Genomic DNA, 15,530 nt, shown 5'->3' on the forward strand with positions numbered 1-15,530 from the left:
GCATGGCGATACTCAGAGTCGAACGCTTCTGGCTCGTCGTTCCAAAAGAAGAGGAATCCAAACTTCTCGAGCTGTTTAAGGCCTTCCCCAAGATACACTGGGAAAGGTCGAGGCACATCGAAACGCAGTCGAGCAAATACAGCGCTCACCTCAGCAGGATAGAAGAAACCTTCAGGATCACCCTTGAGCTTTTCCCAAACAAGAAAGGCTTGCTGGAAAGCTTCTTCGCAGGCAGAGAGGAAATCGACGAAAAACAGTTCCGTGCGCTTTTGAAAGAGATCAGCTGGAAGAAGCTCTACAGAACTGCGAAATGGGCCGAGCGAGCTTTGGAGAACCTGAAAAGACGTAAGGAAAGATTGGAGCAACTCGTTCCCGAGATAAAATTCTGGAGTCAACTGGACTGTCCCCTCGACTTTCCAAGAAAGTTCGAGCGATACCATTTGATCTCCGGAACAATAACGAAAAAGAACTTCGAGGCGTTTTTGAAGCAAGCCGGTGATCTTCTGGAGGAGAGCTGGGTTTGGTCGACTCAGGACAAGAAAGACGTCAAATGCATCTTGTTGGTTAACAAGGAGAACGCCGAAAAGATCGAAAGAACTCTGCAGAAATTTGAGTTCAACTTCAAAAGGATACCTTATCTGAAGACCAACCCGATCGAATCGATAAAGCGAGTCGAGAAAGCACTTGAAAACGTTGAGAAAGCGAAGGAACGTGTTCTCAAGAAAGCTTCCGTGCTGAACGAAAAGATCAAGAATTTGCAGGCCTGGTACGATTATTTTCTGTCCAGGTCCCTCGAAGAGAAGACGGTCGAATTTCAGCACACGACAACGTACTTTGTCGCTTACACGGGCTGGATTCCAGTCATAGACAAGCAGCAGTTCATCAATTTGCTCGAGCGAAAGATCTCTCAGTATGGCTTCGAAAGCCGAGAGCCATTGCAAGACGAAGAACCGCCGGTCATACTGCACAACCCTCGTTTCATAAAGCCTTTCGAGTTCTTGACAAAGCTCTACGGCATGCCCAAGTACAACGGAGTGGACCCCACTCCCTACGTCGCACCCTTCTACCTGATATTCTTTGGCATATGCTTGGGTGATGTGGGCTACGGTTTGGTACAACTAATCTTGTCGAGCTGGATCAAGAAAGCCTTCAAACCTGAGCGTGGTGCGAAGGAATTGCTCGATCTTTTACAGGTTCTGAGCTTCCCATCGATCCTTGTCGGACTTCTAACTTGGAGCTTTTTCGGTAGCCAGCCATTCCTTGGACCGGACGGCAAATTCCTTGGGATATTACCGCTGGTGAACCCGACTGGCGAGCTCATGAAGGCCCTCAGCATTGCGCTCTTCATTGGTGTGTTCTCACAGATGTACGCACTCGTGCTCAGAATGATAAGTGGCTTCAAGACGAAGGATTACAAGACGGCCATCTACGATGGATTGTTTTGGCTCGTTTTCTTCGCATCGCTTCTTGCTTATTTTGGCTTGCAGTTACTAACCGGCAGACCTTACAAGATCTTCCTCTACACTTTGGTTGGATCTGCACTCGGTTTGATACTCACGCAAGGTCGTGACAGGAAAAACATCTTTTCCCGCATCGTGGTTGGTGTCGTCAGTTTGTATGGCATTGTCGGTGCTTACGGAATTTCGTCGTTCGTGGGTGATGTGTTGTCCTACTCCAGGTTGTTCGCATTGAATCTGGTTGGTAGCGTTTTTGGTTCCGTCATAACCCAACTGGCACAGATGGTGAAGGACTTACCTGTGCTCGGATGGGTTATCTTCGCACTGATTTGGATTGGAGGACAGCTTTTGAACTACGTACTCAGTGCCCTGTCTGCCTTCGTGCACTCTACGAGGTTACAGTTTCTCGAAATGTTTGGCAAGTTCTACAGTGGCGGTGGAAGGGTTTTCGTTCCTCACGTTTTTGAAGGAAAATACTTCAGGGTTAGGAAGTAGAAGAGGAGGTAGATAAGATGCTTGGATTGTCTATCGCTTTGATCGGTGCAGCGCTCGGCGCAGCTTTTGGTGCGATTGGATCTGCCAAGGGTGTAGGAATGGCAGGCGAAGCGGCAGCCGGCGTTCTCGCAGAGAAACCGGAGCTCTTTGGAACGGTCTTGATCCTTCAGGCGCTTCCCGGAACACAGGGTTTCTATGGCTTCATAGGTGCTTTCTTGATATTGCTGCGCCTGGGTATACTGGGCGGAAACTTCCCGGAACTGACCATTGCCCAGGGACTGACCGTGTTCGCCGTCAGCGTACCTTTGATATTCGGTCTGTTCGTCAGCGCCATTTGGCAGGGTAAGGCAAGTGTAGCTGCGCTGCAGATGGTCGCCCAAAGACCACAGACAACTGGTCAAGCTATCATAATACCGGCTCTGGTTGAAACCTATGCGATCCTCTCGTTGATAACTTCCATAATCTTGCTGTTCTTTGGAGTGAAGCTGTGATGTCTCTCCAAAGAATCCTCGAGAGGCTCGAACGCGAAAAAGTTGAACGAATAAAACAAATAGAGGAAGAGTACGAGAAAAAATTCCAAGAGTTGGCGAAAGTTGAGAGGGAAAAGTTCAACTCCTGGAAAGAAGAACAACTGAAAAAAATGGAGCAAACCATCGCCGACGAAGAATACGCAATCTTGTCGAAGGAGAGGTTGTTCTTCAAGAACGAGCTCACGAAGATTGAGAACGAGGTTCTGGAGCAGGTAAAACAGAAACTGATCGATGCCGTTCTCAACCTACCAAACGATGCCTATACGCACATATGGGAAAAGCTCGTGGAAAGAGAAAACTTGTCCGAGGCGAGGATCACCTTGGCCAAGGGTGAATCGAAGCTCGATATTGAAAAACTCAGTCGCAAGTACAATCTTTCGGTCGCGGAACAGAAGATCGAAGCCAAGGGTGGTTTCGTGGCTGAAAAAGAACGGTTCGTGATCGATCTAACCCTCGACACCCTTGTCAACGAGACTGTGGAGAATAATTTGTCTCAGATCGCAAAGATCTTGCGCGGTGAGGCATGATGTACGAAAGGTATCTGTTCTCATCGACGAACTTGAAAGCCAAGGCAACCAAGTTCATCGATAAGGCGCAGTGGCAGTGGTTGGCGGATGCAAGTTATGAGGACTGCGTCGATTGGTTGAAAACCACCTGGTACAAGCCAATCGTTGACCAAGCGCCAGAAATCGCTTTCCATCAGATGCTTCTGGATGAGCTGAGTTTTCTCTCGAGGAATTTGGAAGAAACGTACCTGAAGTTGCTCGTCTGGGACAGCTGGTTCCATGCGCTCAGATACAGGCGAGAAGGTTTGAAAAATCCACTGATCATCTTCGCAGAAAAGATGCAGTGGCAGTTCGAAAAGGAACTGCTCAAGACACTCGAACAAATCTGGTCGTCGCGTACATCTACAACAGAGCTGAAAATCGATGTTCTCAATCTGAACGTCTCTTTCGAATACGAAAGTTCTCTCAAAAGTGAAAACATTAGATCTTTTTGGAAACTGAGAAACCAACTGTTGCTCTTGAAGTTAATTCTGAGATGTAAAACTCTCAGCCTGCCTTGCGACGAGTTGAGCAAGTTTGAATGGTTCAAGACGAAGGATCTCATCGCGAGGCCAGTTGAAGACTGGCCAAGTTTGGTTCCATCACAGCTGAAAGAGCCTCTACTACGAATGATCGAAGGAAAAGACGTGGATCTTGCCATCAGAGCTGAACTCTATCGCTTCGCGCAAAGGGCCTTCAAGACGATCGTGAGTGGTCCTGAAGTGCTCGTGTATTACTTCTATCACAAGCTTTGGGAAATCGAGGATTTGATGAGCCTGCTCGAGTGTAAGAAGAACAATGTGCCCAAGCAAGTTTGGCAAGAAAGGATGTTGAAACTGAATGTCTGAAGCCAAAATGATCATTATAGGTCCTGAAAAACTGGTGAGTATTTTTGCCGTATTTGGAGTGGAAGTACGTCCAGTTTCTGATGCGAAAGAAGCCTTCGAGGTGTTCATCAGAGTTCAGAACGAATATTCCCTGATCGTTGTTCTCGAGAGTGTGGCGGAGAAGATCTTACAGAACGTCAAGGAAAATCTGCCATTGATACTTCCAGATACCTTCAGTCATGAAAAGAAGAGCGAGAAAGCTCTGAGAAGACTGTTCGAAAAGATCCTCGGGGTGGATTTGCTTGCCGAAGGAGAGGGATACTATGGAAGGTAAAATCATCCGAGTCGCCGGTCCCCTTGTAGTAGCCAAAGGCCTTCAGAACGTCAAGATGTACGAAATGGTAAGAGTCGGAGAATTGAAACTCTTCGGCGAAATCATAGGTTTGGACAAGGACATTGCCTACATACAGGTGTACGAGGAAACCCAGGGTATCGGACCTGGAGAGCCAGTGTACGCACTCGGTGAGCCTCTCAGCGTCGAGCTCGGCCCGGGCATCGTTGGACAGATATACGACGGTATCCAGAGGCCGCTGAACAAGCTTGCGGAACAAGCCGGAGATTTTCTCAGCAGGGGGCTCTCGCTACCCGCGCTCGATCGGAACATCAAGTGGGACTTCGAGGCCTTGGTGAAAGCTGGAGACGAGGTCGTCGGTGGAGACATATTGGGAGTGGTTCAGGAAACTTCGGCGCTCCAGCACAGAATATTGGTACCTCCAAATTTGCGAGGAAAAATCCTTGAGATAAAGAGTGGTTCCTACACGATCGAAGAACCCATCGGAATCCTTCTGGATCCGGAAGGTAAGAAGATCGAACTGAAGCTCATGCACAAATGGCCCGTCAGATACCAAAGGCCCGTTAGAGAAAAGATTCCACCGCGAGTACCACTCATAACCGGTCAAAGGGTTCTTGACACCTTCTTTCCCGTCGTTAAGGGAGGAACAGCTTGCGTACCAGGACCCTTCGGAAGCGGTAAGACGATCATACAGCACCAGCTCGCAAAGTGGGCTGACGCAGATGTCATCGTCTACGTCGGTTGTGGGGAACGCGGTAACGAGATGACGGAAGTTCTCATAGAATTTCCGGAACTCACCGACCCGAGGACGGGTAAGCCACTCATGGAAAGGACGATACTCATCGCAAACACGTCCAACATGCCCGTGGCTGCAAGAGAAGCTTCGGTTTTCACCGGCATAACGATAGCCGAATACTTCAGGGACATGGGTTATAACGTGGCGCTCATGGCCGACTCGACGTCGAGGTGGGCAGAAGCCATGAGGGAAATCTCGGGTCGACTCGCCGAAATGCCTGGCGAGGAGGGTTATCCAGCTTACCTGGCGTCCAGAATAGCGAGTTTTTATGAACGCGCCGGTTACGTGAAATGCGTTGGTAGTGACGAAAGAATGGGATCTGTCAGTATCATAGGCGCCGTGTCACCCCCGGGTGGAGACCTGTCCGATCCGGTCGTCCAGGCTACGCTCAGGGTTGTCAAGGTGTTCTGGGGGCTGGATGCGAGCTTGGCGTTCAGTAGGCATTTTCCGGCTGTCAACTGGTTGATCAGTTACTCACTTTATCTGGACGTTATAAAAGATTACTGGTCTGAACACGTGTCACCAGACTGGTACGAGCTGAGACAAGAAGCCATGAGTCTTCTTCAAAGGGAAGCCGAACTGCAGGACATCGTTAGGTTGGTAGGTATGGAAGCGCTCTCGCCACAGGACAGACTGGTGCTCGAGACGGCCCGCTCGATCAGGGAAGACTTCTTACACCAGAACGCTCTGCACGAGGTCGACACTTACACGTCTCCGAAAAAGCAATATCTGATGCTCAAGAATATAATGAATTTCTACAGAGTCGCTTCCAAGTTGCTCGAAGAGGGTGTTCCGCTACAAAGCATCCTCAAACTACCCGAACGCGAGAAGATCGCGAGAATGAAGTTCGTGAGCGAAGGAAGGATCTCTGAAATCGAACAACTCGTTAAAGAGGTTGAAGAAAAGCTTTTGTCTCTGAAGAAGGGGGCTGAAGAAGTTGCCTAAGGAATACACAACCGTTTCAAGAATCAGTGGCCCTCTCATGCTTGTGGAAGGTGTCGAAGGTGCGAAGTACGGTGAGGTCGTTGAAGTTAAACTCGCCAATGGTGAGATAAGACAGGGTCAGGTGCTCGAGGCACACGAAAGCGCAGCATTGGTGCAGATGTTCACCAGCACGCAGGATTTGTCGCTCAAAGGCATGCGTGTGAAGTTCCTCGGTAGAGTGCTCGAAGCTAATCTTTCTCCGGCCGTCTTAGGTCGAACCTTTGACGGTTTGGGAAGACCGAGAGACGGTGGTCCACAGATCGTTCCAGAAAAGAGACTTGACATAAACGGAAGCCCCATAAATCCGTACGCGCGTGCTTATCCATCCGAATTCATTCAGACTGGCATATCTGCCATCGACGGCATGAACACACTCGTGAGGGGGCAGAAACTACCGATCTTCTCTGGAGCGGGCTTGCCCCACGCAGCACTTGCTGCTCAGATTGCGAGGCAGGCCAGGTTGTTAAAAGAAGAAGAAAAATTCGCGGTTGTCTTTGGTGCGATGGGAATCACTTTCGAAGAAGCGAACTTCTTCATAGAAGATTTTAGAAGAACGGGTGCGATAGAGAGAACTGTTATGTTCGTGAACCTCGCGAACGATCCGGTGATAGAGAGGATCGCCACACCGAGGTTCGCACTCACTGCTGCGGAATACTTGGCATTCGAGCTGGACATGCACGTGCTTGTGATTCTCACGGACATGACCAACTACGCCGAAGCGCTCAGAGAGATCTCCGCGGCGAGAAAGGAAGTTCCCGGAAGACGTGGTTATCCTGGATATCTCTACACAGACCTCGCAACACTCTACGAGAGGGCCGGCAGAATCAGAGGCCGAAAGGGTTCGATAACCCTCATACCGATCCTGACGATGCCGGAGGACGACAGAACCCATCCGATTCCCGACCTTACAGGTTACATCACCGAAGGGCAGATCTTTTTGAGTCGAGATCTTTACAGAAGGGGTATTTATCCTCCCATAGACGTGCTGCAGTCTCTGTCCAGGCTCATGCGTGGTGGAATAGGTGAAGGAAGAACGAGAAAAGATCATGGAGATCTTTCCAACCAGCTGTACGCCGCCTACTCGAGAGGCTTGGAGGCAAAGGAACTGGCAGTCGTCCTCGGTGAGGCAGCTTTGACGGAGGAAGATCTGTTGTTCTTGAAGTTCTCGCAGCGGTTCGAAGAGGAGTTCATCAAGCAGGGAGAGTACGAAAACAGGAGCATCTTCGAAACACTCGAGATAGGCTGGAAGCTTTTGAGAATGCTCCCGAGAGCGAGCTTGAAGCGTATTAGACCTGAGTTTCTTGAAGAATTCCTTGGAAAGGAGCAATAAGTAAGATGCCTCTGAGGGTCAATCCAAACAGAATGGAGCTTCTCAAGCTCAAGAAGCGCTTGGTGCTCGCGCGGAGGGGCCACAAGCTTCTCGAGGATAAACTCGAGGGCTTGATACAACGATTCCTTCAGGAGTCCAAGGATTACAGAACGTTCAGGGACCAGGTGGAATCGGAGTTCCTCACGTTCCTCGCAATCGGTGCCTACACAAGAACCAGAATAAGGGATGAGTCCTGGCAACTCATCGTGCAATCCTCGCAAGGCAGTGTCAAGCTCAAGCATCGCACAGAGAAAAGGATGAACGTACCGGTTGAAGTCTTGTCCGTAGAGGAAGTTTCTCTGCCGACCTACAGCCTTGTTGAAACGCCAACGGTTCTGGATGAGATCACGAGAAAATGGGAGGAGTTGCTCAAAAAGATGGTTGAGCTATCCAACAGAGAGCATTATTTGATCGCTTTAGCTATGGAGATCGAGAGAACAAAAAGAAGGGTCAACGCACTCGAGTACAAACTCATACCACAGCTTCAGGAAACGATAAAATTCATCAGCACGAAGCTCGAGGAACTCGAAAGGAGCAACTTCTTCAGGTTGTTGAGGTTGAAGGAATGAAAACAAAGCCGTTACTGATTGGGGATGACCTCGAGTCATCCCTTTTTTGAGTTTTGAGAGAACCTGCCTGAAAATTTCAAAGTCATCCATCGGTTAGCTCGTGCTGTTTTTCAGGGTTCGTTCAACACGTTTTCAACGCTCAAAGCACTGAATCAAAAGCTTCGATTCAAATTTGTCCAGCAAAGAGAAGATTTCGCCAAAACACCATTCCACAAAAACAAAGGGGGAAGCTTACGCTTCCCCCTTGAATCCCCGGGCACTACCTACTCTCGCATGGGGCTGCCCCCATACTACCATCGGCCCAGAGCGGCTTAACGGCCGGGTTCGGAATGGGACCGGGTGTTTCCCGCTCTGGTATCGGCACCCGAGGAAATCTCGAAGAGTCCTTCAAAACTGCACAGGAAGCTACGAGGTCAAGGCCTCGGCCGATTAGTACCGGTTGGCTCAACGCCTTACGGCGCTTACACCACCGGCCTATCAAGGTCCTGTTCTCGGACCGGCCTTACTCCCTTAACGGGATGGGAGGTCTAATCTTGGGGCGCGCTTCCCGCTTAGATGCCTTCAGCGGTTATCGCTCACGGGCATAGCTACCCGGCTAATGCCCTTGGCAGGACAGCCGGTACACCAGAGGCCCGCTCACCCCGGTCCTCTCGTACAAGGGGTGACCCCCCTCAAACCTCCTGCGCCTGCGGCCGATAGGGACCGACCTGTCTTGCGACGGTCTGAACCCAGCTCACGTACCCCTTTAATAGGCGGACAGCCTAACCCTTGGGACCTGCTTCAGCCCCAGGATGGGATGAGCCGACATCGAGGTGCCGATCCTCGCCGTCGATGTGAACTCTCGGGCGAGACTAGCCTGTTATCCCCGGGGTAACTTTTGTCCGTTGTCGACGACCCTTCCACCCGGAGTCGTCGGGTCACTAGGGCCGGGTTTCCCCTCTGCTCGGCCCGTCGGCCTCACAGTCAGGCCGGCTTATGCCCTTACACTCAACGGTGGATTTCCAACCCACCTGAGCCGACCTTCGCGCGCCTCCGTTACATTTTAGGAGGCGACCGCCCCAGTCAAACTGCCCACCTGGCACTGTCCCCAACCTGCTCTTCACAGGTTCAGGTTAGAATTCCGACACACCGAGGGTGGTATCCCACCGGTGGCTCCCCCGACCCTGGCGAGCCGGGTTCACAGCCTCCCACCTATCCTGTACACGGTGTGCCAGAATCCAATACCAGGCTGCAGTGAAGCTCCACGGGGTCTTTCCGTCTAGCCGCAGGTTGAGGGCATCTTCACCCTCACTGAAATTTCACCGGGCCCCTCGCCGAGACAGCGCCCCAGTCGTTACGCCATTCATGCAGGTCGGAACTTACCCGACAAGGTATTTCGCTCACCATCATCTTGGTCTTTCGAACCAAGGGTGGACTGTATCTTCATCCAGCTTTCCCTGTCAGATCGTCCAGTATTCGCCTCAGATTATCGCGTTTTCCCGTGTTCATCTCGAGAGCTATCTGAACGATTTCTATCAGGCCTTCCTTTGTGAGGTGCCTTCCTTCATCCATCATCTTGATGATCTTGCTAAATTTCCTGAAATCAACATTCTTCTTCGTTTTGAGTGGGTGCTTTTGGAAAAATTCAACGACCTTTTTCAAGCACTCGATTTTCCTTATCCTGAGCTCGTATCTGTCTTCGTGGTTTCTTCTGACCGTACCACATCCAAAGAAGCGCTTGAGCGCATAAAGAACCTGGATGTCTCGCTGGTGCTGAACGACTCTGAACTCAGGCAACACCTGATAGCCCACGCTCATCGTCTTGTTCTTGTTCACACCTACATAGAAACATCCTTCTCCATCGACAAATCCGACGACCCACTCTGGATGAAGTTCCACCACACTGCACCTCACTGGAAAGCTGGATGCCCGGCGTACAGTCTCTGAGGATCCCCCTTTCGGGGTTTCCTGCGGGTTGCCCAATCTCTTCCATTTTTACTTGGAGAAATCCTTCTCCAAGTAGGAAGAGCTCTAAGGGTTTTCCCGCATACAGCCGGGTATTGCCCTGCAGGTTACCCTGCAGGCAGGCAGCACAGCTACCTTAGGACCGTTATAGTTACGGCCGCCGTTTACCGGGGCTTCGGGTCGGAGCTACGCCTTACGGCCTCACCCCTCCCCTTAACCTTCCGGCACTGGGCAGGCGTCAGCCCCTATACATCCTCTTTACGAGTTTGCAGAGGCCTGTGTTTTTGGTAAACAGTCGCCAGGGCCTGGTCTCTGCGACCGCCTCGGGCTCCCCCAGTTTCCGGGTTGCCCCTTCCCCTGGGTTCACCCTACCGCGGCACCCCATCTCCCGAAGTTACGGGGTCAACTTGCCGAGTTCCTTGGCGAGGGTTATCCCGCTCCCCTGAGCCTTCTCAGCCCGCCCACCTGTGTCGGTTTGCGGAACGGTCACCTGCAATCTCAAACGGTGCACGAGGATTTTCTCGGCAGTGTGGGGTCAGCACCGTTGGACCCTCACGGGCCCTCCCCATCACGGCTCAGGCTCCGGGTGCGGATTTACCTACACCCATCAACGCCCTAACCGCTTGGAAGGGAATGCCACTTACCCTCGGCGCTTACCCTCCTGCGTCACCCCTTGCACCTCGATTGCAGGTGGCGCTGGAATATTAACCAGCTTCCCTTCGGCTACCCCTTTCGGGTTTACCTTAGGGTACCGGCTAACCCTGGGAGGACGACCCTTCCCCAGGTACCCTTGGGCTTACGGGGGGAGAGATTCTCACTCTCCTCTCGCATACTCATGTCCGCATTCTCACTTCCGCCTCGTCCAGCAGCCCTCGCGGGTCTGCCTTCGCCCTACAGCGGAAAGCTCCCCTACCGCCTGCACCTCGTCGGTGCAGACCCGCGGCTTCGGGGGGTGGCTTGAGCCCCGTTACATCTTCGGCGCAGCGCACCTCGACTGGTGAGCTGTTACGCACTCTTTAAAGGATGGCTGCTTCTAAGCCAACCTCCCAGTTGTCTTAGGTGCGCCACATCCTTTACCACTTAGCCACCTCTCCGGGCCCTTAGCCGGCGGTCTGGGCTGTTCCCCTTTTGACCATGGAGCTTATCCCCCACAGTCTTTCTCCCGGGCTTTATGTGCAGGGATTCGGAGTTTGACAGGGTTCGGAGGTTACCCCCCTAGCCCTATCAGTGCTCTACCCCCTGCACAGACCACCCGAGGCCGCACCTCAATGCGTTTCGGGGAGAACCAGCTATCACCGGGTTCGGTTAGCTTTTCACTCCTACCCCCAGGTCATCCGAGGACTTTTCACTGTCCACCGGTTCGGACCTCCAGTGGGGTTTAGCCCACCTTCATCCTGCCCAGGGGTAGCTCACCCGGCTTCGGGTCTGCCGCCAGTGACTAACGCCCTATTCGGACTCGCTTTCGCTACGGCTACGCCTTGTTCGGCTTAACCTCGCCACTGACGGCAACTCGCGGACTCATTAAGCAAAAGGCACGCCGTCACCCTTACGGGCTCCGACTTAGTGTAGGCATGCGGTTTCAGGTTCTGTTTCACTCCCCTCCCGGGGTTCTTTTCACCTTTCCCTCACGGTACTAGTGCGCTATCGGACGGCGGGTAGTATTTAGCCTTGGAGGGTGGTCCCCCCTGATTCCCGCAGGATTCCACGGGTCCCGCGGTACTCGGGGTCGCAACCCAGGAAGTCCTCTACCTTTCGCCTACGGGGCTTTCACCCTCTCTGGCGTGCCATCCCAGGCACTTCGGCTAGATAGAGGATTTGTAACTTCCCGGCGAGTCCGTGGCCTCGCCCGGTTGCGCCCCACAACCCCAGTGCAACAACGCCCACGGGCTTGAGCATTGCACTGGTTTAGGCTCCTCCCCTTTCGCTCGCCGCTACTCAGGGAATCTCGTTTGATTTCTTTTCCTCGGGGTACTGAGATGTTTCACTTCCCCCGGTGTCGCACCGCCTTTCGGCGGCAACTGGTCTCACGACCAGTTGGGTTTCCCCATTCGGGAATCCCCGGATCAACGCCTGTTTGCGGCTCCCCGGGGCTTATCGCAGCTTACCACGCCCTTCGTCGCCTCCCGCCGCCAAGGCATCCACCGCATGCCCTTAGTACCTTGACCTCTTCGCTTCCTATGCAGTTTTCAAAGACCCTTCCCTTGGTGGAGACGAGGGGATTCGAACCCCTGACTTCCTGCTTGCAAAGCAGGCGCTCTCCCAGCTGAGCTACGTCCCCTCCATGGTGGGCTCGGGAGGACTCGAACCTCCGACCTCACGCTTATCAGGCGTGCGCTCTAACCACCTGAGCTACGAGCCCTCTCGAGTCACTCAAAAACGGATAGCAGTCCCGCTTCACTCCCTAGAAAGGAGGTGATCCAGCCGCACCTTCCAGTACGGCTACCTTGTTACGACTTAGCCCCCCTCACCAGGTTCACCCTCAACGCCCTCCCTCCCTTTCGGGTTAGGATGAGCGTCTTCGGGTGCCCCCGACTCGGGTGGCTTGACGGGCGGTGTGTGCAAACCCCGGGAACGTATTCACCGCGGCGTGGCTGATCCGCGATTACTAGCGATTCCGGCTTCACGCAGGCGGGTTGCAGCCTGCGATCCGAACTGGGGGTGGTTTTAGGGATTGGCTCCCCCTCGCGGGGTCGCAACCCATTGTACCACCCATTGTAGCGCGTGTGTAGCCCAGGGCATAAAGGGCACGAGTACCTGACGTCGTCCCCTCCTTCCTCCGGCTCGTCGCCGGCAGTCCCCTTAGAGTGCCCGGCCGAACCGTTGGCAACTAAGGGCAGGGGTTGCGCTCGTTGCGGGACTTAACCCAACACCTCACGGCACGAGCTGACGACGGCCGTGCACCACCTGTGCAGGCTCCCCATCCAAAAGGATGGGGTCCCTCCCCTTTCGGGTCGGTACCACCTGCATGTCAAGCCCTGGTAAGGTTCTTGGCTCAGCATCCAATTAAACCACGCGCTCCACCGCTTGTGCGGGGTCCCGCCAATTCCTTTGAGTTTCACCCTTGCGGGCGTACTCCCCAGGCGGCCCACTTAACGCGTTAGCTACAGCACGGAGGAATTAATCCCCCACACCTAGTGGGCATCGTTTACGGCTAGGACTACCCGGGTATCTAATCCGGTTTGCTCCCCTAGCTTTCGGGTCTCAGCGTCGGGCGCGGCCCAGGAGACCGGCTTCCCCACCGGCGTTCCTGCCGATATCTACGGATTTCACCCCTACACCGGCAGTTCCGTCTCCCTCTACCGGCCCCAAGCTCAGCAGTTTCGGGCGCAATTCCACAGTTGAGCTGTGGGATTTCACACCCGACTTACCGAGCCGCCTACACCCGCTTTACGCCCAGTGAATCCGGGTAACGCTCGCCCCCTACGTATTACCGCGGCTGCTGGCACGTAGTTAGCCGGGGCTTCCTCGCGAGGTACAGTCATCGGCCTGGCATTTCCTCCAGGCCTTATTCCTCCCTCGCAACAGGGGTTTACACCCCGAAGGGCTTCATCCCCCACGCGGCGTCGCTGGATCAGGCTTTCGCCCATTGTCCAAGATTCCCCACTGCTGCCTCCCGTAGGAGTAGGGCCCGTGTCTCAGTGCCCTTGTGGCCGACCACCCTCTCAGGCCGGCTACCCGTCGTAGGCTTGGTGGGCCATTACCCCACCAACTACCTGATGGGCCGCGGGCTCATCCCTCGGCGGAGCAAACGCCCCTTTCATCCAGCAACCTTCGTTGCCGGATCGTATGGGGTATTAGCCGGGGTTTCCCCCGGTTATCCCCCTCCGAGGGGTAGATTACCCACGTGTTACTCACCCGTGCGCCGCTGGTACCCTTGCGGGTACCCGCTCGACTTGCATGTGTTAGGCACGCCGCCAGCGTTCACCCTGAGCCAGGATCAAACCCTCCACGAAATCTAAGCAGAAGGTTTAGATCCTTGACCCTTTGGATTCTTTATGATTGGCGGGACTGCTATCCATTTTTCAATGACCCGACGACAAAACAATGTGAGTCTTCCTCAGACCCTCTGTCGTTCTATTCATTTTCCAAGACCCTGCTTCTTACAACTGCTCTCACACGAGCGACCGTATATCATGGTACCACCTGTCAAAACGCGTGTCAAGTTACGAAAAAGTTAAGGCCAAAGAAAACTCAGCGTTCAACCACCCAGGTAAGCACGCTTAACCTCCTCATTGGCGAGTAATTCTTTTCCGGTACCCTGCAAGACTATCCGTCCAGTCTCGAGTACATAAGCGTAATCTGCTATGTTCAAGGCCGCATAAGCATTCTGTTCAATCAGAAGTATTGTCTTACCCTCACTGTGAATCTTGTGAATCACCTCGAACAATTGTTCCACTATTATAGGTGCAAGCCCCAAAGAAGGCTCGTCGAGCATTAACAGATCGGGTCTGCTCATTAGGGCCCTGCCTATTGCAAGCATCTGTTGCTCTCCGCCGGATAAAGTCCCACCTTTCTGGCTGAGTCTTTCCTTCAAAACAGGAAAAAGCGAGAAAATCCACTCCATATCCTGTTGAATCCCATCTTTATCATTCCTTTGATATGCCCCAACCAACAGATTCTCGTAAACCGTCAGATTTGGGAAAATCCTCCTGCCTTCTGGAACCATTGCGACCTTTTTTGAAACAATCTCGTTGGTCGGTTTGTTCGTAATGTTCTCACCATTCAGAAAGACATTTCCAGCCTGTACTTTGACGAGACCACATATCGCTTTCAAGGTAGTCGTCTTACCTGCACCGTTCGAACCAATCAAGGTCACGACTTTCCCTTTTTCCACCTTGAAAGATATCCCCTTCAATGCCTTTATTGCGCCATAACTCACGTGCAGGTCCCTAACTTCGAGCATAGGCACCACTTCCCAGATAGGCCTTGATCACTTCGGGATTATTCTGTATCTCTTTGGGGGAGCCTTCTGCAATAACACAACCATGGTCCAGAACTGTTATTTTCTCACATATTCCCATGACAACTTTCATATCGTGTTCGATCAGAAGTATTGTGAGACCAAACTCATCACGAATTCTCTTTATAAATCTCATCAATTCAGCGGTTTCCTCCGGATTCATACCAGCTGCAGGTTCGTCGAGCAACAAAATTCTTGGTCTCGTTGCCAGCGCTCTTGCTATCTCAAGTTTTCTCTGATAGCCATACGGAAGTGAAGCTGCACTCTCATTCGCAAGCTGCTTCAAACCAACGGCTTCAAGAAGATCGAGCGACTCTTTTGTCATTTCTCGCTCCTCTCTTGCATACTTGGGCAAATCCAGGACAGCCGAGAAAACAGATGCTTTCAGTCTGAAATGACATGCCACACGAACGTTGTCGAGCACGCTCATTCGGTGAAAGAGTTTGATGTTCTGAAAGGTTCTTGCTATTCCCAGTGCTGCGATCTCGTGGGGTTTTTTCTTTGTTACGTCGATGCCCATAAAATATACTTTTCCAGAGTCCGCACGATAAACGCCAGTTATAACGTTGAAAATGGTTGTCTTGCCAGCACCGTTTGGACCAATAAGACCTGCCAGTTGACCCTGTTCAAGTTCCAGAGAGACGTTGTTAACAGCTACCAAGCCGCCGAATTTCTTGGTCACCCTGTCCAATCTCAGGATCG

10 protein-coding genes, 2 tRNA genes and 3 rRNA genes are annotated in these 15,530 nt (G+C 52.6%); 8 read left to right on the forward strand and 7 right to left on the reverse strand.

Annotated features, from left to right (window positions below; translation table 11 throughout):
• Positions 1 to 2 precede the first annotated feature (2 nt).
• Genes AJ81_RS03150 through AJ81_RS03185 form a run of 8 tightly spaced genes read left to right on the forward strand, consistent with a single transcriptional unit; the run spans position 3 to position 7,924 of the window.
• Entirely contained in the window at positions 3 to 1,952 is a 1,950-nt protein-coding gene (locus AJ81_RS03150) for a V-type ATP synthase subunit I (protein WP_031504005.1), read from the forward strand.
• Between the two features lie 17 nt (positions 1,953 to 1,969).
• Complete coding sequence (locus AJ81_RS03155) at positions 1,970 to 2,443, forward strand: V-type ATP synthase subunit K (RefSeq protein ID WP_031504006.1); 474 nt, start codon at positions 1,970 to 1,972, stop codon at positions 2,441 to 2,443.
• Complete coding sequence (locus AJ81_RS03160) at positions 2,443 to 3,009, forward strand: V-type ATP synthase subunit E family protein (protein ID WP_031504007.1); 567 nt, start codon at positions 2,443 to 2,445, stop codon at positions 3,007 to 3,009. The genes AJ81_RS03155 and AJ81_RS03160 overlap by 1 nt, the downstream gene beginning before the upstream one ends.
• Positions 3,009 to 3,875 (forward strand): V-type ATPase subunit, encoded by an 867-nt coding sequence (locus AJ81_RS03165; protein WP_031504009.1) that lies wholly within the window; start codon positions 3,009 to 3,011, stop codon positions 3,873 to 3,875. The genes AJ81_RS03160 and AJ81_RS03165 overlap by 1 nt, the downstream gene beginning before the upstream one ends.
• On the forward strand, positions 3,868 to 4,188 hold the full coding sequence (locus tag AJ81_RS03170) for a V-type ATP synthase subunit F (protein WP_031504011.1): 321 nt from the start codon (positions 3,868 to 3,870) through the stop codon (positions 4,186 to 4,188). The genes AJ81_RS03165 and AJ81_RS03170 overlap by 8 nt, the downstream gene beginning before the upstream one ends.
• Positions 4,178 to 5,947, forward strand: a complete 1,770-nt coding sequence (locus AJ81_RS03175; protein ID WP_031504012.1) for a V-type ATP synthase subunit A — start codon at positions 4,178 to 4,180, stop codon at positions 5,945 to 5,947. Before AJ81_RS03170 ends, AJ81_RS03175 begins: the two co-directional genes overlap by 11 nt.
• A complete protein-coding gene (locus AJ81_RS03180; protein WP_031504013.1) occupies positions 5,940 to 7,316 on the forward strand; it encodes a V-type ATP synthase subunit B in 1,377 nt (458 codons plus the stop codon). The genes AJ81_RS03175 and AJ81_RS03180 overlap by 8 nt, the downstream gene beginning before the upstream one ends.
• A gap of 5 nt (positions 7,317 to 7,321) precedes the next feature.
• A complete protein-coding gene (locus AJ81_RS03185) occupies positions 7,322 to 7,924 on the forward strand; it encodes a V-type ATP synthase subunit D (protein WP_031504016.1) in 603 nt (200 codons plus the stop codon).
• Between the two features lie 251 nt (positions 7,925 to 8,175).
• Here AJ81_RS03185 and rrf read toward each other — a convergent pair.
• The 7 genes from rrf to AJ81_RS03220 form a co-directional block, all read right to left on the reverse strand.
• Positions 8,176 to 8,292, reverse strand: a 5S ribosomal RNA gene (gene rrf, locus AJ81_RS03190).
• Between the two features lie 41 nt (positions 8,293 to 8,333).
• Positions 8,334 to 12,033: ribosomal RNA gene (locus AJ81_RS03195) — 23S ribosomal RNA — on the reverse strand.
• Positions 12,034 to 12,070: 37 nt separating this feature from the next.
• Positions 12,071 to 12,146: transfer RNA gene (locus tag AJ81_RS03200), tRNA-Ala, on the reverse strand.
• A 4-nt stretch (positions 12,147 to 12,150) separates the two neighbouring features.
• Positions 12,151 to 12,227 (reverse strand) — tRNA-Ile (locus AJ81_RS03205).
• 46 nt (positions 12,228 to 12,273) lie between these two features.
• Positions 12,274 to 13,821: ribosomal RNA gene (locus tag AJ81_RS03210) — 16S ribosomal RNA — on the reverse strand.
• The 16S, 23S and 5S rRNA genes sit together here with 2 tRNA genes alongside, the layout of an rRNA operon.
• Positions 13,822 to 14,066: 245 nt before the next feature.
• Positions 14,067 to 14,771 (reverse strand): ABC transporter ATP-binding protein, encoded by a 705-nt coding sequence (locus tag AJ81_RS03215; RefSeq protein WP_031504018.1) that lies wholly within the window; start codon positions 14,769 to 14,771, stop codon positions 14,067 to 14,069.
• Positions 14,758 to 15,528 carry an ABC transporter ATP-binding protein gene (locus tag AJ81_RS03220; protein ID WP_096325198.1) on the reverse strand — a complete coding sequence of 257 codons (771 nt, stop codon included), beginning with the start codon at positions 15,526 to 15,528 and terminating at the stop codon, positions 14,758 to 14,760. Before AJ81_RS03220 ends, AJ81_RS03215 begins: the two co-directional genes overlap by 14 nt.
• Positions 15,529 to 15,530: the final 2 nt, after the last annotated feature.

Origin of the sequence: Pseudothermotoga hypogea DSM 11164 = NBRC 106472 (assembly GCF_000816145.1) — a bacterium.
GTDB classification, from domain to species: Bacteria; Thermotogota; Thermotogae; order Thermotogales; family DSM-5069; genus Pseudothermotoga_A; species Pseudothermotoga_A hypogea.

Excerpts from the sequence above, each read along its gene's own strand:
- AJ81_RS03150 (WP_031504005.1), top strand. The coding sequence starts at position 3 with ATGGCGATACTCAGAGTCGAACGCTTCTGGCTCGTCGTTCCAAAAGAA.
- AJ81_RS03155 (WP_031504006.1), top strand. The coding sequence starts at position 1,970 with ATGCTTGGATTGTCTATCGCTTTGATCGGTGCAGCGCTCGGCGCAGCT.
- AJ81_RS03160 (WP_031504007.1), top strand. The coding sequence starts at position 2,443 with ATGTCTCTCCAAAGAATCCTCGAGAGGCTCGAACGCGAAAAAGTTGAA.
- AJ81_RS03165 (WP_031504009.1), top strand. The coding sequence starts at position 3,009 with ATGTACGAAAGGTATCTGTTCTCATCGACGAACTTGAAAGCCAAGGCA.
- AJ81_RS03170 (WP_031504011.1), top strand. The coding sequence starts at position 3,868 with ATGTCTGAAGCCAAAATGATCATTATAGGTCCTGAAAAACTGGTGAGT.
- AJ81_RS03175 (WP_031504012.1), top strand. The coding sequence starts at position 4,178 with ATGGAAGGTAAAATCATCCGAGTCGCCGGTCCCCTTGTAGTAGCCAAA.
- AJ81_RS03185 (WP_031504016.1), top strand. The coding sequence starts at position 7,322 with ATGCCTCTGAGGGTCAATCCAAACAGAATGGAGCTTCTCAAGCTCAAG.
- AJ81_RS03215 (WP_031504018.1), bottom strand. The coding sequence starts at position 14,771 with ATGCTCGAAGTTAGGGACCTGCACGTGAGTTATGGCGCAATAAAGGCA.